At 41.4% G+C, this 23,873-nt stretch carries 23 protein-coding genes and 1 pseudogene; 8 read left to right on the top strand and 16 right to left on the bottom strand.

Features of this window, described 5'->3' with window-relative positions; genetic code table 11:
- Nucleotides 1-49: 49 nt before the first annotated feature.
- The 3 genes from adhE to DYI25_RS06245 all read right to left on the bottom strand — a co-directional run bounded on the left by adhE (nucleotide 50) and on the right by DYI25_RS06245 (nucleotide 4,068).
- A complete protein-coding gene (gene adhE, locus DYI25_RS06255; protein ID WP_213367555.1) occupies nucleotides 50-2,653 on the bottom strand; it encodes a bifunctional acetaldehyde-CoA/alcohol dehydrogenase in 2,604 nt (867 codons plus the stop codon).
- Between the two features lie 107 nt (nucleotides 2,654-2,760).
- Nucleotides 2,761-2,988, bottom strand: a complete 228-nt coding sequence (locus DYI25_RS06250) for a hypothetical protein (protein WP_213367554.1) — start codon at nucleotides 2,986-2,988, stop codon at nucleotides 2,761-2,763.
- A 186-nt stretch (nucleotides 2,989-3,174) separates the two neighbouring features.
- Complete coding sequence (locus tag DYI25_RS06245) at nucleotides 3,175-4,068, bottom strand: oxidoreductase (protein ID WP_213367553.1); 894 nt, start codon at nucleotides 4,066-4,068, stop codon at nucleotides 3,175-3,177.
- Nucleotides 4,069-4,234: 166 nt separating this feature from the next.
- Between DYI25_RS06245 and DYI25_RS06240 the strand changes: the two genes are divergently transcribed.
- From DYI25_RS06240 to qoxD, 5 genes are all read left to right on the top strand, one after another.
- The gene (locus DYI25_RS06240) at nucleotides 4,235-4,399 is read left to right on the top strand and encodes a hypothetical protein (protein ID WP_213367552.1); all 165 of its coding nucleotides are present in this window, start codon (nucleotides 4,235-4,237) and stop codon (nucleotides 4,397-4,399) included.
- A gap of 285 nt (nucleotides 4,400-4,684) precedes the next feature.
- Nucleotides 4,685-5,710, top strand: coding sequence for a cytochrome aa3 quinol oxidase subunit II (gene qoxA / locus DYI25_RS06235; protein WP_213367551.1), 1,026 nt, complete (start codon nucleotides 4,685-4,687; stop codon nucleotides 5,708-5,710).
- Nucleotides 5,700-7,679: a cytochrome aa3 quinol oxidase subunit I gene (gene qoxB / locus DYI25_RS06230; RefSeq protein ID WP_213367550.1), complete on the top strand. Its 1,980-nt coding sequence runs from the start codon at nucleotides 5,700-5,702 to the stop codon at nucleotides 7,677-7,679. Before qoxA ends, qoxB begins: the two co-directional genes overlap by 11 nt.
- Nucleotides 7,669-8,274, top strand: coding sequence for a cytochrome aa3 quinol oxidase subunit III (gene qoxC / locus DYI25_RS06225; protein WP_213367549.1), 606 nt, complete (start codon nucleotides 7,669-7,671; stop codon nucleotides 8,272-8,274). The genes qoxB and qoxC overlap by 11 nt, the downstream gene beginning before the upstream one ends.
- A 1-nt stretch (nucleotide 8,275) precedes the next feature.
- On the top strand, nucleotides 8,276-8,575 hold the full coding sequence (qoxD, locus tag DYI25_RS06220) for a cytochrome aa3 quinol oxidase subunit IV (protein WP_213367548.1): 300 nt from the start codon (nucleotides 8,276-8,278) through the stop codon (nucleotides 8,573-8,575).
- A gap of 826 nt (nucleotides 8,576-9,401) precedes the next feature.
- On the opposite strand, the gene DYI25_RS06215 is transcribed toward qoxD, so the two are convergent.
- Nucleotides 9,402-9,617, bottom strand: coding sequence for a hypothetical protein (locus DYI25_RS06215; protein WP_213367547.1), 216 nt, complete (start codon nucleotides 9,615-9,617; stop codon nucleotides 9,402-9,404).
- A gap of 460 nt (nucleotides 9,618-10,077) precedes the next feature.
- Entirely contained in the window at nucleotides 10,078-10,890 is an 813-nt protein-coding gene (locus DYI25_RS06210) for a DUF2935 domain-containing protein (RefSeq protein WP_213367546.1), read from the bottom strand.
- A 139-nt stretch (nucleotides 10,891-11,029) separates the two neighbouring features.
- Between DYI25_RS06210 and DYI25_RS06205 the strand changes: the two genes are divergently transcribed.
- Nucleotides 11,030-11,497, top strand: a complete 468-nt coding sequence (locus DYI25_RS06205) for a hypothetical protein (protein WP_213367545.1) — start codon at nucleotides 11,030-11,032, stop codon at nucleotides 11,495-11,497.
- 802 nt (nucleotides 11,498-12,299) lie between these two features.
- Here the strand turns inward: DYI25_RS06205 and DYI25_RS06200 are convergent.
- Both DYI25_RS06200 and DYI25_RS06195 read right to left on the bottom strand, forming a co-directional pair.
- Nucleotides 12,300-13,466: a TraB/GumN family protein gene (locus DYI25_RS06200; RefSeq protein WP_213367544.1), complete on the bottom strand. Its 1,167-nt coding sequence runs from the start codon at nucleotides 13,464-13,466 to the stop codon at nucleotides 12,300-12,302.
- Nucleotides 13,467-13,918: 452 nt separating this feature from the next.
- The gene (locus tag DYI25_RS06195) at nucleotides 13,919-14,476 is read right to left on the bottom strand and encodes a YdhK family protein (RefSeq protein WP_213367543.1); all 558 of its coding nucleotides are present in this window, start codon (nucleotides 14,474-14,476) and stop codon (nucleotides 13,919-13,921) included.
- A 140-nt stretch (nucleotides 14,477-14,616) separates the two neighbouring features.
- Between DYI25_RS06195 and DYI25_RS06190 the strand changes: the two genes are divergently transcribed.
- On the top strand, nucleotides 14,617-14,796 hold the full coding sequence (locus DYI25_RS06190) for an H-type small acid-soluble spore protein (protein WP_213367542.1): 180 nt from the start codon (nucleotides 14,617-14,619) through the stop codon (nucleotides 14,794-14,796).
- A gap of 435 nt (nucleotides 14,797-15,231) precedes the next feature.
- Here the strand turns inward: DYI25_RS06190 and DYI25_RS06185 are convergent, their stop codons facing one another.
- From DYI25_RS06185 to DYI25_RS06160, 6 genes and pseudogenes are all read right to left on the bottom strand, one after another.
- Nucleotides 15,232-15,942 carry a DUF4230 domain-containing protein gene (locus DYI25_RS06185; protein ID WP_213367541.1) on the bottom strand — a complete coding sequence of 237 codons (711 nt, stop codon included), beginning with the start codon at nucleotides 15,940-15,942 and terminating at the stop codon, nucleotides 15,232-15,234.
- Between the two features lie 199 nt (nucleotides 15,943-16,141).
- Nucleotides 16,142-16,693, bottom strand: a complete 552-nt coding sequence (locus DYI25_RS06180; RefSeq protein WP_213367540.1) for a GNAT family N-acetyltransferase — start codon at nucleotides 16,691-16,693, stop codon at nucleotides 16,142-16,144.
- Nucleotides 16,694-16,718: 25 nt separating this feature from the next.
- Nucleotides 16,719-17,360 (bottom strand): uridine kinase family protein, encoded by a 642-nt coding sequence (locus DYI25_RS06175; RefSeq protein ID WP_213367539.1) that lies wholly within the window; start codon nucleotides 17,358-17,360, stop codon nucleotides 16,719-16,721.
- A 159-nt stretch (nucleotides 17,361-17,519) separates the two neighbouring features.
- The gene (locus DYI25_RS06170; RefSeq protein WP_213367538.1) at nucleotides 17,520-18,050 is read right to left on the bottom strand and encodes a GNAT family N-acetyltransferase; all 531 of its coding nucleotides are present in this window, start codon (nucleotides 18,048-18,050) and stop codon (nucleotides 17,520-17,522) included.
- 14 nt (nucleotides 18,051-18,064) lie between these two features.
- Nucleotides 18,065-18,619, bottom strand: coding sequence for a GNAT family N-acetyltransferase (locus DYI25_RS06165; RefSeq protein ID WP_213367537.1), 555 nt, complete (start codon nucleotides 18,617-18,619; stop codon nucleotides 18,065-18,067).
- Between the two features lie 321 nt (nucleotides 18,620-18,940).
- Nucleotides 18,941-19,132, bottom strand: a pseudogene (locus tag DYI25_RS06160) (family 1 glycosylhydrolase); the annotation flags it as partial.
- A gap of 737 nt (nucleotides 19,133-19,869) precedes the next feature.
- Here DYI25_RS06160 and DYI25_RS06155 point away from each other — a divergent pair.
- A complete protein-coding gene (locus DYI25_RS06155; protein WP_213367536.1) occupies nucleotides 19,870-20,088 on the top strand; it encodes a hypothetical protein in 219 nt (72 codons plus the stop codon).
- Between the two features lie 36 nt (nucleotides 20,089-20,124).
- On the opposite strand, the gene DYI25_RS06150 is transcribed toward DYI25_RS06155, so the two are convergent.
- From DYI25_RS06150 to DYI25_RS06140, 3 genes are read right to left on the bottom strand one after another with little or no spacing between them, the layout of a single operon-like run.
- Nucleotides 20,125-21,303 (bottom strand): M20 family metallopeptidase, encoded by a 1,179-nt coding sequence (locus DYI25_RS06150; protein WP_213367535.1) that lies wholly within the window; start codon nucleotides 21,301-21,303, stop codon nucleotides 20,125-20,127.
- Nucleotides 21,303-22,532 carry a Zn-dependent hydrolase gene (locus tag DYI25_RS06145; protein WP_213367534.1) on the bottom strand — a complete coding sequence of 410 codons (1,230 nt, stop codon included), beginning with the start codon at nucleotides 22,530-22,532 and terminating at the stop codon, nucleotides 21,303-21,305. Before DYI25_RS06145 ends, DYI25_RS06150 begins: the two co-directional genes overlap by 1 nt.
- Nucleotides 22,533-22,550: 18 nt before the next feature.
- Nucleotides 22,551-23,741 (bottom strand): hypothetical protein, encoded by a 1,191-nt coding sequence (locus DYI25_RS06140; protein ID WP_213367533.1) that lies wholly within the window; start codon nucleotides 23,739-23,741, stop codon nucleotides 22,551-22,553.
- Nucleotides 23,742-23,873: the final 132 nt, after the last annotated feature.

Below are 23,873 nucleotides of genomic sequence, written 5' to 3'. Positions count from 1 at the left end.
GATTTGAACAAAAGGGATGGAACCAAATGATTCCATCCCTTTTGTTCTATTAAACTCCCTTAAAAGCCAATCGATAGATTTCAGCCAATTCCGAAACTAGTGGAAGCTTAGGGTTAGCTGTTGTACACTGGTCTTCGAATGCCCGATCGGCAAGCTGGTCGACTTTTGCTTCGAATTCGGCTTTGTCAACTCCGTTTGCTTCTATGCTCATTGGAATATCCATTTCCTTCGCCAACTTGATGATCGCCTGGACTAGGCTCTCAACTCCTTCTTCCGTATTGCGGGCAGGAAGACCGAGTATGCGTGCGATTTCTGCGTAGCGCTGGTCTGCGACAAAGCTTTCATATTTAGGGAACGCTGTAAATTTCTTTGGTTTTGTCGCGTTATATCGGATGACATGCGGCATCAAGATGGTGTTGGAGCGGCCATGAGCAATATGGAATTCCGCGCCAAGCTTATGCGCTAAACTATGGTTGATTCCGAGGAATGCATTGGCAAATGCCATACCGGCAATCGTGGATGCATTATGCACCTTCTCGCGAGCAACCTCATCCTGGCCATTTCGATACGCTCTTGGCAGATATTCAAATACGAGCTGAATTGCTTTAATGGCTAAACCATCTGTATAATCATTAGCCATACAGCTGACATACGCTTCAATGGCATGTGTCAATACGTCCATTCCAGTATCGGCTGTAATGTGCTTCGGAACCGTCATGACAAACTGCGGGTCGACAATAGCCACATCTGGTGTCAGTTCATAGTCTGCCAGCGGATATTTGATGTTTGCTTTTTTATCGGTAATAACTGAGAAGGATGTCACTTCTGAACCAGTACCGGATGTTGTCGGTATCGCAACGAATTGGGCTTTGCGGCCAAGTTGTGGATATTTGACAATGCGCTTTCGGATATCAAGGAATTTCTGTTTTAAGCCATGGAAGTCCGCATCAGGATATTCATAGAACAGCCACATGCCTTTAGCTGCATCCATTGCAGAGCCGCCGCCTAAAGCAATGATGACATCCGGCTGGAAACTCGCCATCATCTCCGCACCCTTCATTACCGTTTCGATAGATGGGTCTGGCTCTACGTCAGAGAAAATTTCGCAGTGAACATAGTCTGGACGCTTTCTCAAATGATACAGAACTCTATCTACATAACCCAGCTTCACCATTCCAGGGTCTGTGACGATAAATGCTTTCGAGATTTTAGGCATTTTCGCTAGATATTGCGTTGAATTCTTTTCAAAGTAAATTTTTGATGGCACTTTGAACCACTGCATATTCACGTTCCTTCTCGCTACTTTTTTTACATTGATCAAGTTAATCGCACCTACGTTGGTTGAAACAGAGTTCCCGCCGTAAGTTCCGCAGCCAAGGGTCAAGGATGGCAGGTAGGCATTATAGATATCGCCAATCGCCCCCTGGGAGGATGGGGCATTTACGATGATGCGTCCTGCTTTCATTCTTAAACCGAACGCTTTTATTACTTCATCACTAGTAGAATGGATGACAGCGGAATGTCCTAGTCCACCAAATTCAAGCATCTCTTCAGCCCGCTTAAGTCCCTCTTCTGTTCCATTTACTTTATAGCAAGCTAACACGGGGCTCAGCTTTTCACGGGATAGAGGATATTGCGCACCCACGCCTTTGAGCTCAGCAACAAGAATTTTAGTCTCTTCTGGCACCGTCACACCTGCCATTTCAGCAATCTTATGAGCTGGCATCCCTACAATATCTGCATTAACTGCGCATGATTGTTCATTGATCACCAGCTTCTCAACCTTCGATCTTTCTTCTTCGTTTAAAAAGTAGCAGCTATTGGCGATCATTTCTGCTTTTACATCGTGATAGATTTCTTTATCAATGATTACCGCCTGTTCTGAAGCACAGATCATGCCGTTATCGAATGTTTTGGATAAAATCAGGTCATTGACTGCCCGCTTTACATTTGCAGTTCGTTCAATATAACAGGGTACATTACCAGGTCCAACACCTAATGCCGGCTTTCCTGAACTGTAGGCGGATTTAACCATACCAGCACCACCAGTAGCTAAAATCAATGAAATCTTCTGATGATTCATCAAGGCTTGTGTTGCATCTAGAGATGGTTTTTCAATCCACTGGATACAATCTTGTGGCGCTCCTGCTCTAACTGCTGCATCCCGAAGGATTCTCGCCGCCTCACTGCTGCATTTTTGCGCAGATGGGTGGAAAGCGAATATGATTGGGTTTCTTGTTTTGATCGAGATCAACGCTTTGAACATGGTTGTTGAGGTTGGATTCGTCACCGGTGTAACTCCGGCGATCACACCAACTGGCTCAGCAATCGTGATCATACCTTCATGCTCATTTTCGTCAATGATGCCAGCCGTTTTATCGTATTTGATATTGTGGTACACATACTCTGTGGCAAACATGTTCTTGATAATCTTATCCTCATAAACACCTCTTTTTGTTTCTTCTACTGCCATCTTTGCGAGTGGCATATGCTGGTCAAGTCCTGCCAGCGCCATTTCCTTTACGATTTTGTTTACTGATTCTTGATCGAGCTCCCGCATTTGTGCCAAGGCTTTTAAACCTTTATCCAATAGACCATCAACCATTTTCGTTACGGATGTCTGTTCTTTTGCCACTTTTTCAACTGTCCCCATTTTCAGGACCTCCTTATTTGTTTTAGGAAACTCTACTTCATTAAAGTAGTTCATACGTTGTAAAGCTTAAATTGTGAAACATTTCACAAATAAGAACGAAAAATAATTTACTCACAAACTGGATTTCTAGGTATTTTTTCAAAACTAATGTCCGTTAAAAATTTTGTACTTCTTTTCACTATGACCACGAAGTTTACTGTCCAGATGTATGCAGGTATTTCTTTATCATCCTTATACATCATTGCCTCGAATTCATCACCAATGATTTCCTCGAGCATTTCCTGAGTATATATCTCAGTATCAGTTGAGAAGGGTTTAAATTCGCAATACATCATCTTGATCACTCCTTTTCCTTTTCTAATTAAAGATTATCACATAAATAGAATAATAGTTTGTGAAATGTTGAACAATATATGAACGATTAATTATTAATAATCGAAAGATTGAATACTGATATTTTGTAAACGCTTACATAGAAATTATTATTTTAAAATAACAAAAGAGACTCTGGTATAGAGTCCCTAAAAATCAAATTGCACCCCCGTTAAATCTTCAGATACGGTCCACAGCCTTGTCATCGTCTCTTCATTATAAACTCCTGGTGCAGGGATCTCAATCGCAGGATATCCTTTTCTATTACCCCTACCGTCCGGACCGATGTATTCACCCCCGGTCAGGCTGTCATCAGCTGCAGCGTAAATAGTCGGAAGAGCACCCATTACTGCGGGCTGGGAAAACACTTTCATCAACCCTTTCAGGTATTTGGGAGTTTCACCTTTCCCTAAATGGAATAAATTAGTGTTAGAAATTCCAGGGTGGCAGGCGACACTGATTGTTTCTATTCCATGCTGTTTAAAACGGTTATCAAGCTCCCTTGCGAATAACAGGTTTGCCAGCTTGCTTTGTCCGTAAAATTTCATGGCTTTGTATCCTTTTGAACCATGCAAATTATCAAAATCAATCGAAGCTCCCCTATGAGCGATACTGCTTAAAGTGACAACCCGAGAATCTGGTGTTTTTTTCAGAAGTGGCAGCAAAAGGCCTGTCAATGCAAAATGTCCGAGGTGATTGCTGCCGAATTGAAGCTCGAATCCATCCTTCGTCTTGCCATATGGAGGAATCATGACCCCGGCATTATTGATCAATATATCCAGGGAGCTGTTTTTTTCCATAAATGCTGAAGTAAAATGGCGGACACTTGTGAGGTCTGCCAAATCCAGCATCATCATTTCTACTGACGCTTCTTGATTTCCTTGCAAAATGGTATCGACAGCAACCTTGCCTTTTCCCTCATTTCTTACCGCGAGGATGACGTGTGCTCCCTTTTCAGAAAGTTTCTTTGCAGCCTCAAAGCCGATCCCGCTATTGGCTCCTGTAATAATGACAGTCTTTCCTGATAAGTTTTCCTTTAACATAAATACACCCCGATTAATATGTAAAATCTATTATTCTTATCAATTTGCAATCTGAAGTTATCCTTCAATTATATTTTATCGTAACACAATTGGTCTTATTAACCATTGAATTTATTTCGGGTTTAATCCATACTAAACTCATAGGAATTATTGGAGGGGTGTTAATATGAATCTTTTTGTTGAAAAATGCCCGCGTTGTAAAACAGCGCTGGAAGTTAAAGATCATCCTTCGTGCAAGGCGATCATAATTAAAGCTTGTCCAGCAGGCCATTATGAAAAAGAATTTCATCCAGCATTGGAGACATATATAGAAAGAATTAAAGTATCTTAATCTTTGGAAGCAGGGTCTCAATTGAGGCCCTGCTTTTTCGTCAATATCTATTGTTTTTAATTCACTAAGTTGACAATTATTGTTTTCATAATTTGTTCACATTTGTCTTAAAATCCGTAACAACTTCCATGTTAGAATGATTACAAATAAACAAGTGTGATTTTTATCACACCTTTTGCCACAACTTACCGTTTACTTAGGAGTCGTTTTCGGCAACTTTGTGAACAAATGAACAAAAGTATGTGATACAATGAACAAGGTTTTTATTTGAAAGGAGCTGCAGTGATGAAGAAATCCAAACTATTATTGGTCTCCCTCACCTCGATCATGGCTGTGCTGTTGCTTAGCGGCTGTGAGAATAATATGGTCGTTTTCAATCCACAGGGACCAATCGCAAGGCAAATTCTTGAGTTAATTAACTTTTCAATTGCTCTTATGTTACTGGTTACAGTCGTTGTATTCGGGCTTTTCGGATTCATCGTCTGGAAGTACCGTGAACGCAAAGACAATTTGGATTACGAGCCACCTGAAGAACACGGCAGCACTGTACTAGAAATTATTTGGACAGTGATCCCGATTTTAATTATTGTTGCTTTGACTATTCCTACGGTCAAAACGATTTATGCTATAGATGAAGTACCAAAAGGCTATGAGGATAAAGAACCTCTTGTCATTAACGTTACATCCGCTGACTGGAAGTGGATTTTCAGCTATCCAGAACAAGGAATCGAAACCGTCAATTATGTGAACATTCCTGAAGACCGTCCGATTGATTTCAGGCTGACTTCAGCAGGTACAATGCAAAGCTTCTGGATTCCTGCCTTGGCGGGCCAAAAGTACACGATGGCAAAAGCTGAAACCCAACTTTACCTTGTTGCAGACAATCCTGGATCCTATGTAGGCAAGAACACGAACTTTAACGGCCAGGGATATGCAGGCATGGAGTTCGAAGTACTTTCCCAGACACAAAAGGATTTTGATCAATGGATCAAAGACGTTAAAGAAACTGCTCCAAAAATGACACTCGAGGAATATGAGAAAATGCTTGAGCCATCCCACCTTGGGCGCAAGACATTCTCAAATACTCACCTTGAATGGGTCGACCACTCCGACCCGCATTCAAAGAACTATACGAATCCAGAAATGTACGATAGAGGGCATGGCTGGCCAGGAAAGATCTTTGAGGACAAGGACAATTACAAATATAAAGATGGAAACAATGATAATTCTAATCACGAAAACAATGAAGATATGAACCATAAAGAATCTGAAACTGAAGACTCACACGGGGGTGACCACAGTGGGCATTAAATGGGATGAATTTTTCGTAACGGGTGATCCATTAATTTTCGCATCACAAATCGGTATTGCCCTGACATTAGTCGGTGCGTTAGCCGGAATCACCTATTTTAAAAAATGGAATTACCTATGGTCAGAGTGGTTTACAACCGTTGACCACAAAAAAATTGGGATTATGTATATCCTGCTTGGCGTCGTGATGTTCCTCCGGGGCGGAATCGATGGCTTAATGATGAAAGGCCAGACAGCCGTGCCGGAAAATGACTTTCTGAATGCCCAGCACTATAACGAGGTCTTCACAACTCACGGTGTCATCATGATTTTATTTGTGGCGATGCCGCTTTTGATCGGTCTCATGAACTTTGTGATTCCGCTTCAAATTGGAGCCCGTGATGTTGCCTTCCCTCAGCTGAATGCCCTTAGTTTCTGGCTGACTGTGAGCGGCGCAGCGCTGTTCAATATCTCTTTCATCATCGGTGGTTCACCTGATGCCGGATGGACATCCTACTTCCCTCTTGCCGGTAAAGAGTTCAGCCCGGGGATCGGGAATAACTTTTACGCAGTTGCACTGCAAATAGCAGGTGCAGGTACTTTAATGACGGGTATTAACTTCGTTGTCACAGTGTTAAAAATGAGAACTAAAGGCATGACCTTGATGAAGATGCCAATGTTCACATGGACATCTTTTATCACATCAATCATTATCGTAGCCAGCTTTCCTATTTTTACAGTGGCACTGGCATTGATGACCTTTGACCGCACATTCGGTACTCACTTCTTTACAATTTCCGGCGGCGGTATGGATATGCTCTGGGCGAACCTGTTCTGGCTATGGGGACACCCTGAGGTTTATATCGTAGTTCTGCCTGCATTCGGTATGCTGTCAGATATTATCTCGACGTTTGCCCGTAAAACTTTATACGGCTATAAATCAATGGTCATCTCGATCGTGATGATTTCGGTTTTAAGTATGCTCGTTTGGGTTCACCACTTCTTCACAATGGGCAACAGCGCAGGCGTGAACTCATTCTTCTCGATCACTACGATGGCAATTGCCATCCCGACCGGGGTTAAGGTATTCAACTGGCTGTTCACGATGAGAAAAGGGCGGATCAAGTTTACTACGGCAATGTTCTGGGCATTGGCGTTCGTTCCTAACTTTGTCATCGGTGGTGTTACTGGTGTCATGCTTGCGATGGCAGCCGCTGACTATCAGTATCACAACACATTATTCCTGGTGGCACACTTCCACTATGTATTGATTCCTGGTGTAGTGTTCCCGATTTTTGCAGGTCTCTACTTCTGGTGGCCTAAGATGTTCGGTTATATGCTGAACGAAAAAATCGGTAAATGGCACTTTTGGCTATTTGTGGTCGGCTTTAACGTGACCTTTATGCCGATGTTCTTCCTTGGACTTGATGGTGCGGTTCGCCGTGCTTACACATACTCAGCAGAAACTGGGTTCGGTCCATTGATGATGATTTCTGCTGTTGGTTCAGTGATTCTTGCGGCAGGCTTTGCGGCTCTTGTGTACAACATCTACTGGAGCGCACGTAACGCTGACCGCAATATCGGCAATGATCCATGGGATGCAAGAACGCTTGAGTGGGCAACAGCAACACCTGTGCAGCACTATAATTTTGCTTCCCTTCCAGAAGTTACAAAGCTTGATGCATTCTGGCACATGAAAAAGAACGATCAACTTCAGCCACTGACTGAAGATGAAATAGAGGAAATCCATCTGCCAAGCAACACTTGGATTCCAATTTACATGGGTGTTGTGTTCGGGATTTCAGGATTCCTGCTTGTATTTGAATGGACGATTGCTGCCGGGATTGCCGCATTAGGTATTCTCGCGGGGCTTGCCTTCCGTTCATTTGATTATGATGAAGGCTTCCATGTCCACAAGGATGAAATCTTTGAAACAGAAAGTAATTGGAGAAAAGGCGCGAACAAAGGAGTGAAGAACCATGTCAGCTAAAGTCAATGCCGCTTTGCCGCTTGAATACCAGACAGAACAAAACAGGATGAATATCCTCGGCTTCTGGGTTTTCCTCGGAGCTGAAATCGTCCTCTTCGCTACCCTTTTCGGAGTGTATGGTGTGCTTGATGAGCGTTATGCCGGCGGACCGACACAGAAGGATATCTTTATAGTAAAAGATGTTATGATACAGACCTTTTTGCTGCTGACAAGCAGTTTCACAATGGGAATTTCGATTTTTGAAATGCGCCGCAGCAATATGAAAGGCATGCTGATGTGGCTCGTTTTCACTCTGCTGCTAGGCGGAGGATTCCTTTTCATGGAGATTCGCGAATTCATGCACTATGTCCATGAAGGTGCTGCGATGCAAACAAGCGCGTTTCTATCGAGCTTCTTCGTTCTCCTTGGAACACACGGTTTGCACGTCACCATTGGGATCGGCTGGGCCATTCTGTTGATCATCCAGATCTTGCAGCGAGGATTGACACCTGTTACTGCCCGCAAAGCATTCATCTTCGGACTGTACTGGCACTTCCTTGACGTCGTCTGGATTTTCATCTTCACATTTGTTTATTTACAAGGGTTGGTGATGTAATATGGAAAAGCATTCAAAAGGCTTCCCAATCAGCCATGTCATCGGATTCTTCATGTCACTCGTCCTGACATTCGGCGCAGCATGGATTGCCCTTCAGAGCTCACTTTCAATGAAGGCAATCATGTGGATCATCGGGACACTGGCAGTTGCCCAGGCCGGGATACAACTATACATGTTCATGCACGTGAATGAAGGCGATGATAAAGTAACAAATAACATCAATATACTTTATTCAGCTTTCATTGCAGTCGTCATTGTCGCAGGATCCATCTGGGTCATGACCTCGGGACACTCACATTAAAACAAATTAAAACCAGGCATTCCTTTATGGAAACGCCTGGTTTTTTTGTATGCATTGCTTATTCTGGGAAGGTCGGGATTGCAAGTTATTTGCAGGTGTTTCCCCTTTCCAATCTGGGATCGCTGGGTGCTTCGGACAAGTTGGGATTGATCGTGCGCCATTTTGTCCGAACCTGCCTCTACTTTAGACAAATTGGGCTCGTTGGGCCGTCATTTTGTCCGAATATGCCTCTACTTCAGACTAATTGGGCTCGTTGGGCCGTCATTTTGTCCGAACCTGCCTCTACTTTAGACAAATTGGGCTCGTTGGGCCGTCATTTTGTCCGAATATGCCTCTACTTCAGACTAATTGGGCTCGTTGGGCCGTCATTTTGTCCGAACTTGCCTCTACTTCAGACAAAACGGGCTAGTTCGACTGTCATTTTGTCCGAACCTGCCTCTACTTTAGACAAATTGGGCTCGTTGGGCCGTCATTTTGTCCGAACTTGCCTCTACTTCAGACAAAACGGGCTAGTTCGGCTGTCATTTTGTCCGAACTTACCTCTACTTCAGACAAATTGGGCTCGTTGGGCCTTCATTTTGTCCGAACTTGCCTCTACTTCAGACAAAACGGGCTAGTTCGGCAGTCATTTTGTCCGAATTTGCCTTTACTTCAGACAAATTAGGCTTGATTGGCTGTCATTTTGTCCGAACCTGCCTCTACTTCAGACAAATTAGGCTTGATCGACTGTGATTTTGTCCGATCCAGAGCATACTTTGGACACCTTTTCCAAGAGTGGTCTCAAATCTGTCTGAACTCAATGCTTTCCCTATCGCTTTGTACCTAGTTAAATCTTAGCCATCTCGCCTTTCCGTCCTTTAATCAGGCGTAAACGTGGCAGCTTGCCTTCTTTCCTGAATAAAGAAAACATCGCAAAGTTAAATGCCGCTAGAAACAGTGATAGTACAGCATGCTGGAATCCATGTGACAGCAAAGCCAGGAATCCGCTTACAAGACAATATATACCAACAATTAAATAAAAGTACATAAGAAGTTTCCCCACTTCTCATTCCCCCACTTTTTAGTATGTAATTTTAATATTAACAGAATTTATAAATAAATGTCACATAATGTTCACAATTAACTCTTTATTTCTTCACAATTTATTTACCATTATTTGCTTGACTATCAATCAGCCATGCTATTTTGATTAAAGACGATATAAGAATCGAATTTAACCACTAGGGGTGCCTTTGATTAAAGGCTGTGATTAAAGCGTCGATAGCAGCTGATTTATTCACCAATTCCAGAATCGCAGCGCATTCGTGAAGCGTCAAAATCGGAGCAAGAAAAGATGAAACAGCATTTTATCATCAACAGCCAGTATGAATTCTGTTCTGGGACATGGCATACAATCAAGAAAAGTGGCCTGTTACACTTTAACAATCCGCATATAAAAACAACGGGATGTCATCCCGTTGTTTTTTATGAATCAGTGACAGAGTGTATTGCTTTATTTTTGCTTAAAAAGAAGGTTTGGATAAAGAGCATTTGCCGATTTCCGCCTGCAATCTCGGTTCATAGTAACTTAAACTGGCTAAAAAGTAACATGTCTCTGGAAAATGATGCTCCAAAAACCGGAGATTGGATTTGTTCAAAAGCGTATCTCCTTTGTACTTCTCCACCATATTCTTAATAAATTGATTCATTTCCAATGTCGTCTTTCCTACTTCATATATGAATTCCTGCTGCCGGGCAAAGCCTGGCTGTTTTACCCTTAAGTAATTTTTTAAATGATGATTTTGGACAATATACAGCTGGAACCTGCGTTTGAATTCTTGGGCTGCCGAATTCGCTCCGACTTCTATCGGGTCTAGCAGATTTTCAAAAAGTACTGCGTGACCGAGCTGATCCTCAAGCCAAAGATCCAAAACCTGAGTAGCCGACAACCTTACTGGTTCCTGGCCTTGTACTAGATAGCTTAATATACGTAAGTATTCCTGATTTTCACTTAGGGTACCGTTTAAATAAGTTGGAGACAGGTTCAGGTAAATTTTATTATCTATCCGCAATGACTGCAGTGTACCTTCAAAATCATAATAATTCTTAGCCACCTTCCATGCTTTTCTGGAAAAATCAATCATTTGACTGTCCTGGTAGCCAGCATCGCGTGGAATCGACTGTAACCTACGTAAAAGATCCTCATACAAACCAATGAACTGCATTGCGATTTCTACATAATCGGTTTCGCTTGCCGACAAACCGTCCCTGACAAAATAGGCATGATCCTGCAGCATTTCTATCCAAAATGAATGTTCATCCCAAAGAGAAATCATCTCTTCCCCTCCTTTTCCTACTTAATACTTACTGTCCTAGCGAGAAAGAAATGATGGTCTCAAGAAACTTTTAATACTTTTAGCCTGATTTGAGATACTAAGAAAAACAATCTCTATTCTCTCCTAAAAGGTGTTGCTAATGAAGAATTTAAAACTTTACATATTTTTGATGACCGTCATGCCATGGCTTTCGCTGCCCCTTCTTGGAAAACAAACAATCAGGAAGTTCCTTCCCGGTACGTTGTTCATGGGAATATATTTAATCTTTGAAGGAAGGTTGGCTGAAAAAAGAAAATGGTGGTGGTTTCCATTTAACATTAAACCCAATGTATTAGCTGAATTGCCATTAATTTGGGGTCCGTTTTTTATAGGATCTTTCTGGATTATGAAATACACCTATAAAAAATTTAATTTATATTTATTAGTGAATCTTGTGATTGACTCATTGTTCACCTATTTCGGTCTTGACATCTTAAAAAAATTTGGTTATGCCTCACTGGTTCGTCTAACAAAATTCCAGTTGTCGATAGTGTTTTTATTTAAAACCTTTGTTTTATATGGATTTCAGGTATTTTATGACAAGGTAATTCGTGGAATTTCAAATTAGCAACAATCAATATTTATGGTTGAAATGAACATAATAATAAGGTTATTTTAAACAATTCCAAGGAAAGTGAGCTGAAACGAATGGCTAGACAAGGTATGAAAAACAGAGATCAAACAAGGGAACAAACAGAAAAGCATGATAAAAGAAATGACATTGAGATGGGAGCAGAGTTCCAGGTCGGAAATTCAAAATCTCAGAGCCAGAAAAAAAGTGGCAAACAAGTGAATAAAAAGTAACATCAAGACGCCCTTCAACCTGGGCGTCTTTTCTTTTTAAGGTCTTCGTTTCCACTTCTTTAAGCTAGTGGGAACATTTTCTTGATGTTTGTTTCAATTTTAAGTTTTAGAATAGGAATCATCGGGAAGGAACGTAATAAGAATGATAGGGGGAGGTGCTGAAGATGAGTTTGTTATACAGCAAGGCGATGGAAGCTTTTAAAAAGGATGCCAAACAACAGAATGATTTCAAAATGAACTCAAAAAGAAAGGCGAAAAAGTAATCCACCTTCAAATTTGTGTATTCATCATCTGGTCATCCCACCCTTTGAGGATGATTTTTTTTTGCCTTTTTGAAGTGAAGAACTTCAAAGGAGGTTCAGCTTTTCATTTTCGAATTGCCTATAGCCGGGAGTATCAAGCCGATAATTGCCGCAGATAAGAAAGTTGAAAAGAGTATGCAAACTTAATACCGAACTACAAAATGGCGTTCTATTACGTTAAAATCGGCTTTAGGATTTTAACAACAATCTTTACGAAAACAGCCAATAAAAAAGAACGAAACCATTAAGATTTCGTTCTAATATTTATAAATTTTCGATAAAGACCCTGATTACATCGGCGCCGCCAATGAAGGTACCGAGGGAGCTCCCGAGGTTGGCAAGTACGACAATCAGCAAAATCCGGCTGACTTTGTTTCGCCAGAATCCTTTTAAACTGAAAACATCCTCAGATAGTGTTTCAAAGTCCTTTACACTCGGCCTGCGGATATAAGCCTGTGTCAATCCTGCAAACCACCCTGCGGCAAGCAAAGGATTCAACGAAGTAATAGGTGCTGCTATAAATGCTGTTAAAATGGTCAATGGATGCCCCATTGCAATAGCAGCTCCAAGGGCGGAAAGGCTGCCATTCCATAAGATCCAGCTAACTGTTTGGGCAAAACCGGCAGATGGGTTAGCCAAAAAAGTATAGACGATAATAGCCAGGATCAATATAGGAATGCTCCAGCCAATGACTTTTGGCCAATTGGACTTTGGCGGGATCGCTCTTAGTTTTTTCAAATCATGATCTTTTTTGATTTCTTCTTTGATTCCCGGTACGTGTGCCGCCCCTAAGACAGCGACGATTTTTTCTCCAGGTGCGTCCTTGATTTTCTGAGCTAGATATTGGTCACGCTCGTCGATCAATGGTTTTTTCAGCCTTGGGAATGTCTCTGTGAATTCATTCAGCATCGCGTTGATCGTATCCTGTTCCTTCAGCTTTTCCAGTTCTTCCTCGGAAATGCTGTCCCTGCTGAAGATACTCGTAATGATTTGGCTTAGCAAAATTGCTTTTCCTTTTATGCCAAGATTACCCCAAATTCTAGAGAAAGTAATCTGGATATTTCGATCTGCAAGCACAAGTTTTGCCCCGACTTCCTTCGCGGATTCAATCCCCTGGATCATCTCCTGGCCTGCTTTGATGCCAAGCTCCTTCGCCATGCGATTTTGGAATGAAGAAATGGCAAGATTCATCAATAATAAAGAAGCTCGTTTTTCTTTGATGACCTGGATGATATCCATCTCCTGCCACTTAGAACCCTCGGTAATCGTCTGGTAGCGCTGCTCGTCCAATTCTACACAGACAGAATCCGGCCTCTCAGCTTCAATTACCTCCTTAACCTGCTCCGCACTGTGCTTTGACACATGTGCAGTTCCAATCAATATGTATTCTTTGCCATTCATTTCAATTCTCGTTATATTTTCCTCGCTCATAGATACCTTCCTTTTAATAGACCCATGTAAGCCAACTTTATGTAATTTATTGTCCGTAACATAGTACAAGATTCATTTTATCATTATATCATGAACAATAGTCTGAAATATAAAGATAATTATAATCAGCAGTGGTTTTTGAACTAACGATATCCTTTTTTTAGGATTTTTTCAGTTGGCTTACGTTTTGAAATGAATAGACAAAGACCGTACAGCAGCCATCTTATGACTTCTATACGGTCCTGGGTTTAAAATTTATTTTGAATAGCTGGTTTTTACCGAGGATGATTTTCTGCTATTCATCATTTTTTTTACGATAGGGTAAAGAACAGGTCCCCATTTCAGAGCCGTTTTGATCAATTTTTTCATTTGTCATCCCTCCTCATTTCTTAGTACCTATATACCCTGACTAAATGAGGGACAACCCTGCATGATTTTGGTAATCTTCTATATTATTTAGCAGGAGAAAGTTCGTCTTCGGTTACCCACTGGTGGTTCGTAACTTTTTCAGAGCCATCTGTTGGCGTAAAGTCGACCATGTAAACTGTCATTTCTTCAGCTGAATCGATAACCGCTTTTGCTCCTTGCATTCCCTCCATATGATCGGTATTGATCGTGACTTCATCTCCTGGCTGTAATGGTTCGTCTCCAGCATCGAGGAGTTCTTCGTGGATGACCCACTTATGTTGTTCTACACGGTCTCCCCCGTCCGTCGGGTCATAGGATAAGGAATAGACAATGGTATCAAATGCTCCAACGATTGTAGCCTCTGCTCCGTCCATGCCTGGCATGTGGTCGTCCGTGATGATTGCATTGCTGCCAACTTTATATGTTGGTTCCGAGGCTTCCTTCAGATCTTCAGGTAATTCGCCTGATCCTGAATGTTCCATATTTGCATGGCTGTTGTGATCTTCAGTGCTTGATTTTTCTTCTTCACCAGAGCAAGCTGTTAAAAATAATGCTGTGGTAATTGATACAAATACCATTAAAAATCTACGGTTTAGTTTCATGGTAGCTATCCCTCCTATTTATAAAAAATTTATATCATGAATTTATGCATTTTTTATCGAGGAACTATATCATTTTTAAAACTCTCCACATACATATCTGTTTCAATCTAAGGATATTTTAAAAATGAGGTGAGAGTAATATGGATTTACAACGAGTAAAAGAAATATTATCAGCGGAAAACGAAATTTCTGTTCATTACCACGGGGTCCCGATCTGGATTGAAAGCATCGACTCTACTTCAAGTATGGCGGTCATTTCGCCCAGAGGAGCACATGAAGAAAGACAGCTTGTCTCTATTGACGGTTTGGATGAACACTAGGCTCTCGAATTTGAGAGCCATATTCCTAAAATAAAAAAAATCCAGGCCTGCGCCTGGATTCATTTAAAAAGCCCAATCACCTAGTGGAGTCATTTTACGGTCTTGCCTGCAGCTCTCGCATACATGAAGCCTAACGGGTTGGAAAAGCTTTTCTTCCTTGTTTTCTGAAACATCCTTCCGTCCACACACTTCGCAAATTCTCATCCATTTCACCTCATTTTAGTAATTTGTCAAATGGCTAAGTTCTGTAGCGACTTGCTAACCAGAATTCAACACGTCCAATGAAACACCTGCATTCATTTATAATATTTACAAGTTAGGTGAAAATATTTAAGAATGACGATTTAATTTTAAAAGAGGATCTAAAACCCAGATAATTCAAGTGATATCTTTCAGGTTATTTAATTTTAACATTCACAAGTTTACATAACATTATTACAATCTATTAATAATGACCTTGTATCCTAAATGCCCGAAAAATTCCTTTAGCACCGTTTCAGCATTTTCTTCAGCTTTTTGTAAAATCCCTGCATCAATTGCTTCCTGCATAATTTTTTCCTGGGCGAGAGCTGCCAAATCGAAGCCTTGATCCCAATTGAGCTTTCCACGCAAAAGTCCTTCATCCGAAAATGTCCTCACCTCGTCCATTTTAATTGACGGCTGTTGAACAAATTCTGCCTTTGGCAAAACAATCTCAACTACTTTATTCTCTTCATCTACCTTCATGTTTGCTTGATCGATATCTTGCAAATCAACACCCGCTATCACAGTTGCCGGAACGATTAATAATAGTTCCCGTTTTGTCCCAGGTATATTGAAGTTAATTTTCTCCCCGAATAACTCGTTATCTTCCTGCTCAAGAATGACCTTTACATGAGCTTCAGCTGTTGCCAGTGTTGCCAATCCATGTACTTGTTCAATAAAAACAGTAGATTCAGCCTTGCCAGTGCTGCCTTTGACATACCAGACACCTGCACTTACTGCAGCTGAAATGAAAAGTAAAATTATTATTATCCTGCTAATTATACTAAGTTTTGGTGACCTCACTGGATGAACAGCAAGAGATGCAGAGCTCTCCGCCCTCCCTGCCCTCAATTCAGTCAATAGTTCATCAAGCTTAGAAATGACTTTTTCCTGCTTGTCCATTTATTATCTAACCTCCTATATCATCGGCAAAATTACAAATTATGCTTTGATTCGACAAATCCAGGTGAAGAAAAATCCTCCAATAATAAGGAGGCTTCCTATTTATTACGTACTAGTTTGGAAAAAGTTTCATAGAATGACAGTTTGCCAGTTACTACATATTTATCTATAAAAAAAATGCTCAGGTCTTGAGCATTTTTTATGACCCCATTTTATTAATCATTCCAAAATGAACTAAATCTTCATACCGATTTCCTTTTATGACATGATCAATTAATACTCCTTCTTCTGTCATCCCTAACTTTTGCAATACTCTTCCTGAAGCTGGATTGGAATGAAAGCATCGAGCAAAAACTTTATGGTAGTTCTTTTCACTAAAAGCAAATTGCACGATCGCCTCCGCTGCCTCTGTAGCATATCCTCTTCCCCAAAATTCTTCACCAATCCAGTAGGCAATTTCACCATGTTTGAACCTTTGGTTGTTGGATAAGGCTATAGCTCCGAATAATTGCCCACTTTTCTTATCGGTTACAGCTAACTCGTATGATTTTTGAGCTTCATAATTATCAAGATGGCTTTCTATCCATAATAAAGCATCTTCTATTGAGTATGGATAAGGCAGGTACAAAGTATTTTTATAAATATTGTAATTATTACAAAGCCTGGCAACTTCTTCGGCGTCCGAATGCTCAAACATCCGAAGTACTAGTCTTTTAGTCGTAATTGTTTTATTTTTTGCATCAAAGAACATACAAATCCCCCTATACTGCACCCTATTAAAAACAACTTTTTTCAATGAAATACTCTTCATTCGAGTTTTTTAAAACGATATCAAAATTCTGATGGGTAGGGTGCATGAAGAGTTCATATTGAATTCTTCGTTCTTCATGACTTTTCTTTAGATAGTTAAGATCCGTTCCTCTTTCAGAAACATCACGCACACTTCTCCTCGCCAACTCAGTTTCTCCATCTGTATATAAGTAAACTTTTAAATCATACAAATCTGGATCGGTAAAGGCCACACTCATGCCTTCGACAATACTTATTTTATTTTTGGAAGAGATTAACTTGCTCTCAGAATAACTATTATTAATAGTATTAAAATCCAGTCCATCCCTTATCATTTTAACGTCTCTCTCCAGGGCCATAGTATTATGAGCCGCAGGATGGCATGCAGTCATTTTATCCTGGTGCACTTCATTTTTATATGTATAGTCGATGACAGTGTACTTCCTGAGATTAGAGCCTATTATATAGGGATCTGTATTGATATAATTAACCTCGTTTTGTCCAAGCACGGATAATAGTTGTTGCGCAAACGTAGTCTTACCTGATGCACCATGACCAGAAATCCCGATAGTGATTCTGTTATCCACGCCATTTACGTAATCTACTATGCTGTTTAATAATCTGTCCATAAAGTCCCAAAACCCCTTAAATTAAAATTGGCCCCACTTCAAATGAATTATTCAGCGATTTGCTTTGTTAAGCCGGGAATTCCTGGTTTTTGTTCATATCCTAACTTTCTATTAACATAAAGCATGGGTGCATTTTTGGAATCGTTTATTCACTTCCTTTTATTTATTAGATTCAATCAACCAACAATCTCGAAATTTCCCTTCATGAAGTTCGTGTTTTGGCAGGAGTTTAACTTTATTGAAACCGCACTTTTCATAGCATTTGATTGCACGTTCATTCCAAACTTGCGGATCCAAGACACTTTTGTCGGCTTTCATGTGTTTAAAAAGAAAGTCCGTCATTGATGTAACTAGTAAAGTTCCTATGCCTCTATTCCAATAACCGACTTCCCCGATAAACTGATCAGTTCCAAAAATTTTTCCGCTCTCGTATCCATACTCTTTTTTAGCTGCCTCATCCAATTCATAATATTGAATATAGCCAATTGGTTTACCTTCATACTCAATAATGCATTTAACTTCATCGTCTTCCGAAGCGTAAAAAACGCTGTCGACTTTATCTAAATCAAAGGGATTATCCCTTCCTTCATAATATTTAAGAACCACCGGAGTAGATAGCCATTTTGCTAATAGGTATTTATCTTGTTCTTTTAACCTACGAACCGATAAACTGCCGTTTTGAAAAAACATGTTTCCCCCACCTATTACCTGGTTATATTATCGTTCCATTCTTCTGCTAAAACCCCATAAACAATATGATCTACATAGTGATCATATAACCATTCTGCTTGTCTGATTTTGCCTTCTTCTATGAATCCTAATCTTTCAGGAATCCCCCTGCTCTTTTTATTTTCCTCTGCAGCTCTGATTTCAACTTTGTTCAGTTTCAAATGGTTAAAGGCGTAATCAGCCAATGCCCTGGCTACTTTGGTCATGATCCCTTTCCCCTGGTATTCATGCCCAAGCCAATATCCTATGTATGCAGTTTTGTTTGACCAGTTAATACTGTTGAAACCTGCAATTCCGACAATTTTTCCCTCGTATAAAATAACGGTCGTCATGCTTTTATTTTCTGCGTAACCTTTCATCGTGCCTTTTAAAAATTCTCTAGTATCTTGAACGTCCGTTGTAAAATCCAGCCACGGTAGCCACTCTTTTAAATAATCTCGTGCTTTTTCAGTTAGTTCAAATAGTCGATCCGCATCAGATACTTCCGTTAGCTTTAGTGATAATTGCTCATCTATTTTATATAGAAACATCAGTTTTCCTCCTTAGTTTTTCTCTGATATCTGAAATAAAGTTTCTGATATCCCACCCAGATTTCCACCTAAGACCTCAAGCATTTGAAGAATCTGGCTTAGCCATAAAGCGATGAATGCTGAACTAATCGCTATTACAACCATGGGTAGGACTTTAACATACTCTAATGTTTTGTCGTCGATTTTCACATTCATTCCCCTTTTGAATGAAAACATTTAACAAGGTATTATTCGACAAAATCTCTGTTTTCCCTTTTATTGTTAAATATTTCTTCTATGTAAAAGAGCTGCCAACTTAGCTGGCAGCCCTTCTTAAGTCTTTTATAACTTTTCTCCGTTGGTTTCAATCACATCTTTATACCAGAAGAATGACTTCTTTCTTTTCCGTTCTAGTGTACCGGTGCCGTCATCATGTTTGTCAACATAGATATATCCGTACCGTTTTGAGAATTCGCCAGTTGACATATTGACCATATCGATACATCCCCAGCTAGTATAGCCCATCAAATCGACAAGTGGTCTTGATTACAGCTCTTCTCCTAGTGGTCCCAAACCTGTCATAATGCCGGCTGTTTCTTGACAGCTTTTCGCTTGATGGTGACGAAGCTGTCATGAATCCGTTTTTTTCTTGACAGCTTTTCGCGTGATGGCCTCGAAGCTGTCAAGATTCCGGCTGTTTCTTGACAGCTTTTCGCTTGATGGCCCCGAAGCTGTCACGATTCCGGCTCTTTCTTGACAGCTTTTCGCTTGATGGCCCCGAAGCTGTCACGATTCCGGCTCTTTCTTGACAGCTTTTCGCTTGATGGCCCCGAAGCTGTCACGATTCCGGCTCTTTCTTGACAGCTTTTCGCTTGATGGCCTCGAAGCTGTCATGAATCCGGCTTTTTCTTGACAGCTTTTCGCTTGATGGTCCCGAAGCTGTCACGATTCCGTCTGTTTCTTGACAGCTTTTCATCTGTTGGTTCCGAAGCTGTCACGAATCCGGCTTTTTCTTGTCAGCTTTTCACCTGCTACCCCTCAAGCCTGTCAGAATCCCTTCTTAATTTAGACAGCTTTTCACTCCCACGCCAAAAGCTGTCTAAAACCATATCTACATTACACACTTCTTAAGTACTCATTAAAAATTTTTCCCCGCTGCACAATAAATCAACCCTACTAAAATTCCTTCTATTAATCAGTTCTAAACCTAGTAACCCATCAATATCTTAGTGATAGGAAAACTAATACTATATAGAAAAAGGTGATTTGCTATGTTTGTTGTTCATTTTTTCGAAAACAGAACGGAGCTTTTGAATCAGTTGCGCCAGCAGGTTCCTTCTGTTGGGGAGGACTTTAAAATCAAGGGACGTAAGGGGAAAGTTACTAGTGTGTTGGCAGTTGATGAACAGACTTATCATGTGCAGCTGACATTGGAGTCGAAGACGAAACAGGCGCAAGCTGCCGATCCGGGAAAAAAGAAAAAGAGGTAATAAAAAGTGGAGAGCCCAAAGGGTTCTCCACTTTTATCAGTTCCTGTTCAAATAAGCCCAGGCATACTGTGCATAAAGCTCAGAACCCGTTGTTAGTGCTTCTTCATCGATATTGAAATTTCCGTGATGGTGTGCCCACTCAGTATCTTTTTCCGGATTGCCGCTGCCTACAAGAGCAAAACTGCCTGGGACTTCATCAAGGTAGAAACTAAAATCTTCTCCACCCATTGTTGGCTTTTCATGATAGATTACATCCTCTCCGAATGCCTCGGATGCCACCTGCTGAACAAGCTCTGCACTTTCCTCATCGTTGATGACTGCCTGTGTCCCACGTGTATATTCTACTTTTGCCGTAGCTCCGTAAATTGCCGCTACATTTTCAGCATAATGTGTTAGCTGTTTTTCAATATGGTCACGTGTTGCCGGGTTGAAGCAGCGGACTGTTCCTTCGATTACCGCGTTTTCGGCAATGACATTGAAACGTGTGCCTACCACCATTTTCCCGACTGTAAGAACGGCGCCTTGTTGTGGATCAATGGATCTCGACACCACGGATTGGACATTCATGACAAAGGATGAAGCAACGATCGCGGTGTCAATACAATCCTGGGGAATCGCTCCGTGACCGCCTTTTCCTTTAAAAGTGACCTTGAACAAATCAGCCGAGGCAAAGGATGGTCCGGGAGTGCAGCTCACCTTATGCGTCGGCATTTGCGACCAGATGTGGATGCCAAATACGTTATCAACTCCTTCAACAGCTCCCTGTTTTACCAGAGCTCTGGCCCCTTCTGCTACTTCTTCAGCTGGCTGGAACAATAAGCGAACATTTCCTGGCAGCTCTTCCTTGATTTCATTTAATGCCTTCGCCGCGACCATCAGCATGGCAGTATGGGCATCATGCCCGCAAGCATGCATTTTCCCCTCGTCGTTTGAAGCGTAAGGCAGGTCCTTGTTTAGTTCCTCGACGGAAAGAGCATCCATATCCCCCCTCAAGGCGACAGTCTTGCCTGGCTTGCCGCCCTTGATTTCAGCAATCACACCTGTTGGTTCTGTTCTTCTATACCTAACTCCTAATTGATCTAGATATTCACAAACAAAATTGGTTGTTCTATATTCCTCCCAAGAAAGCTCCGGGTCGCTGTGAAGCTGCCTGCGCAGCTCTGTTAATTCATCCTTGTATTCCTTAATAGCTTCTTTTAATCCCTCGTTAATCATCAATCCGCCTCCGTTAAACTCTTAGCTGTTTCGTAAAAAATTTGAACAGCTTTAGCTATGTCTTCTGAATCTGACCATTCTTCCGGACAATGACTTAGTCCATCCTTACTTGGAATGAACAGCATTCCAACGTCTGTGTAATCGGATAAAACCATCGCATCGTGACCGGCTCCGCTATTGATCGAACAATACGGGATTTCCAACACTTCGCTTTTCTCTTTTAAAAGAGAGCGGATACCTTGATTCAGTTCTTTCGGCTGGATATATAAAAGCTGATCAATCGTTGTTTCGATTCCATTTTTACTAAAAAAATGAACTAGATTCTTTGTTTTCTCGATGACATTCAGGACGTGTTCTTCCTTTCCTGAGCGAATATCAACCGAGAAAACTACCTGATCAGGAATGACATTCGCCCCATTCGGGTAAACATTTAAGCGACCGGTGGTAATGACCGTTCCTGTTCCTTCCTCTGCAGCAAGATCTGGTAAGCGAGCGATTATATTCGCTGCGGCTACCAGAGCATCTGCCCGGCGGTCCATCGGGGTGGTACCTGCGTGCCCTGCCTGCCCTTTTACAGTGACTTCCAGCTGAGTCAGTCCAACAATCGCCTCGACAACTCCAATCGGAATCTCTTTTTCTTCTAAAATAGGACCTTGTTCAATATGTAACTCGAGGAAAGCCTTCATCGTTTTCGGATCTCTTTTTTTCGGAAGTGATGAGTCAAGCCCAATTTCAGCCATTGCTTCCACTGTGGAAACACCGTTTGAGTCTCTCAGATTATTAAAATCCTCTTCACTCAGCAAACCGACCATCCCTCGGGATCCCATCAGCCCTCCGCCAAACCTTGCGCCTTCTTCTTCTACCATGGCAACGACTTCGAGAGGATACTTGGGGCTCAAGTTATTTTTAGCAAAGAGCCCTGCTACCTCTAGAGCGGCAACAACTCCAGCAGGTCCATCATAGGAGCCGCCGTGAGGGACGGAGTCAAAATGCGACCCGACCATCACGCTCGGTGCGTCTTTCAAGCTACCTTTCAGTTTGCCAAAAATATTGCCGAAGCCGTCTTCTCTAACCTGCAGCCCATACTCACTCATTTTTCCTTTTATATAATTGCGGGTCTTTAAATCCTCCTGGCTGTAGGTCAGCCTTGTCGTCCCTTTTCCGGGAGTCGCTGTGTACTCACTAATTTGAGCGATATGCTGTTCAATGCGTTCCTTTAAATCTAGCAATCTTATTCCCCTCTTTTCTTACAAGAATCCGACAAAGATACCGGCGAGTACGACCGAAACAATTGTGACGGTCACGAACCCACCCACAAGCATTGGTGGTAGCATATGACTGGTCAGCGCTTCTCTTTCTTTTTCGTCCTCTGTTAAAGAATTGATCACTTCATTGGTGATGATATAATCTGCCGGGAAACCGTAAAGCGCCGTCAGTGATACAGCAAAGGCCATTTCCTTGCTTACCTTTAAAATTTTGCCAACAACAAATGAGAAGATGTACATTCCCGTGATTCCAAGGACAATCGCACTAATTAGTGGAACAATGATTTCTACAAGCATTCCTGGTGTAGCCTGCTTCAACCCATCGAAAATGAATAACATCAAAACGAGAATTGCGATCCCAAATCCATTGGCCTTTTGCAGGGCCTGCTTTTCCAGGAAGCCTACGCTTGTCGCGATAACACCAAATAATAGTGCAAGTACGAACGGGCTTACAGATACGACTGGAGCCAGAAGAGTTGATGTTAGGTAAGCCAGATAAGCGACCAGTGACAGCCTGAAAAACTTAAAGAATTCAGTATTATATTTTTCTGGCAGGTTTTTAAAAAGCTTTAATTCAACAGGTGGCGCGGCAGCTTCTACAGTTGCAGCCACTTCATTTGCAGCAAGGCTGCCCTCTCGATATTGCTTTAAAAGTTTCTTGCCTTCTTTTTTCAGAACGAGTGATGTTAATGGGTAACCCGCAAAACCCTGCATCACATAAATAACAATAGCGAATACCGACAGTGTTGCAAGACCCGCTTCCTTTGCACCTTCAGACATGATCAAAGCGGAAACGACTCCACCAACCAAAGGCGGTACGGCAACAACCATTGTCTGGAATCCAAAAATGAGAGTACCGACACTCAATAGTACAGCTACTATTCCTAAAATACCTGATAGCGCAATGACAATTGTTTTCCATTGGTTTTTCAATTCTTGGATAGATAGCAATGTACCCATATTCGTTATTAATAAATACATCATCATGACAGCAACTGCTGATGGCACACCAGCAAGTGCTACAATTTCTTTCGGGAAAAACGTCCAATACCCAATCAGGAACAATACAGCTGAAACGAACATGGAAGGAATCCATGCCTTCGTCCTTACAGCAACTAAATCCCCCACTAATAAAATGAAAACCACAATAACTAAAGCTAACATCTGTGACATCATGAATCCCCCCATTTTCTTTTTCACTTAAACGCTTCGCTTTGCGAAAGAAAAAAGTATTAGGTACGATAATAATATAGATATAATATTCAGTCAATTGTAAATTTTATAATTTTAGAAAGAAAACGATTT

It is taken from the genome of Mesobacillus boroniphilus, from assembly GCF_018424685.1.
Taxonomy (GTDB): domain Bacteria; phylum Bacillota; class Bacilli; order Bacillales; family Cytobacillaceae; genus Mesobacillus; species Mesobacillus boroniphilus_A.
Note: the sequence above shows the minus strand (reverse complement) of the source record. Positions and strands in the feature narration are given on the sequence as shown.

What these genes read in the sequence shown, in the direction of transcription:
- adhE (WP_213367555.1), bottom strand. Translation starts at nt 2,653, where the DNA reads ATGGGGACAGTTGAAAAAGTGGCAAAAGAACAGACATCCGTAACGAAA.
- DYI25_RS06250 (WP_213367554.1), bottom strand. Translation starts at nt 2,988, where the DNA reads ATGATGTATTGCGAATTTAAACCCTTCTCAACTGATACTGAGATATAT.
- DYI25_RS06245 (WP_213367553.1), bottom strand. Translation starts at nt 4,068, where the DNA reads ATGTTAAAGGAAAACTTATCAGGAAAGACTGTCATTATTACAGGAGCC.
- DYI25_RS06240 (WP_213367552.1), top strand. Translation starts at nt 4,235, where the DNA reads ATGAATCTTTTTGTTGAAAAATGCCCGCGTTGTAAAACAGCGCTGGAA.
- qoxA (WP_213367551.1), top strand. Translation starts at nt 4,685, where the DNA reads ATGAAGAAATCCAAACTATTATTGGTCTCCCTCACCTCGATCATGGCT.
- qoxC (WP_213367549.1), top strand. Translation starts at nt 7,669, where the DNA reads ATGTCAGCTAAAGTCAATGCCGCTTTGCCGCTTGAATACCAGACAGAA.
- qoxD (WP_213367548.1), top strand. Translation starts at nt 8,276, where the DNA reads ATGGAAAAGCATTCAAAAGGCTTCCCAATCAGCCATGTCATCGGATTC.
- DYI25_RS06210 (WP_213367546.1), bottom strand. Translation starts at nt 10,890, where the DNA reads ATGATTTCTCTTTGGGATGAACATTCATTTTGGATAGAAATGCTGCAG.
- DYI25_RS06205 (WP_213367545.1), top strand. Translation starts at nt 11,030, where the DNA reads ATGAAGAATTTAAAACTTTACATATTTTTGATGACCGTCATGCCATGG.
- DYI25_RS06200 (WP_213367544.1), bottom strand. Translation starts at nt 13,466, where the DNA reads ATGAGCGAGGAAAATATAACGAGAATTGAAATGAATGGCAAAGAATAC.
- DYI25_RS06195 (WP_213367543.1), bottom strand. Translation starts at nt 14,476, where the DNA reads ATGAAACTAAACCGTAGATTTTTAATGGTATTTGTATCAATTACCACA.
- DYI25_RS06190 (WP_213367542.1), top strand. Translation starts at nt 14,617, where the DNA reads ATGGATTTACAACGAGTAAAAGAAATATTATCAGCGGAAAACGAAATT.
- DYI25_RS06185 (WP_213367541.1), bottom strand. Translation starts at nt 15,942, where the DNA reads ATGGACAAGCAGGAAAAAGTCATTTCTAAGCTTGATGAACTATTGACT.
- DYI25_RS06180 (WP_213367540.1), bottom strand. Translation starts at nt 16,693, where the DNA reads ATGTTCTTTGATGCAAAAAATAAAACAATTACGACTAAAAGACTAGTA.
- DYI25_RS06175 (WP_213367539.1), bottom strand. Translation starts at nt 17,360, where the DNA reads ATGGACAGATTATTAAACAGCATAGTAGATTACGTAAATGGCGTGGAT.
- DYI25_RS06170 (WP_213367538.1), bottom strand. Translation starts at nt 18,050, where the DNA reads ATGTTTTTTCAAAACGGCAGTTTATCGGTTCGTAGGTTAAAAGAACAA.
- DYI25_RS06165 (WP_213367537.1), bottom strand. Translation starts at nt 18,619, where the DNA reads ATGTTTCTATATAAAATAGATGAGCAATTATCACTAAAGCTAACGGAA.
- DYI25_RS06155 (WP_213367536.1), top strand. Translation starts at nt 19,870, where the DNA reads ATGTTTGTTGTTCATTTTTTCGAAAACAGAACGGAGCTTTTGAATCAG.
- DYI25_RS06150 (WP_213367535.1), bottom strand. Translation starts at nt 21,303, where the DNA reads ATGATTAACGAGGGATTAAAAGAAGCTATTAAGGAATACAAGGATGAA.
- DYI25_RS06140 (WP_213367533.1), bottom strand. Translation starts at nt 23,741, where the DNA reads ATGTCACAGATGTTAGCTTTAGTTATTGTGGTTTTCATTTTATTAGTG.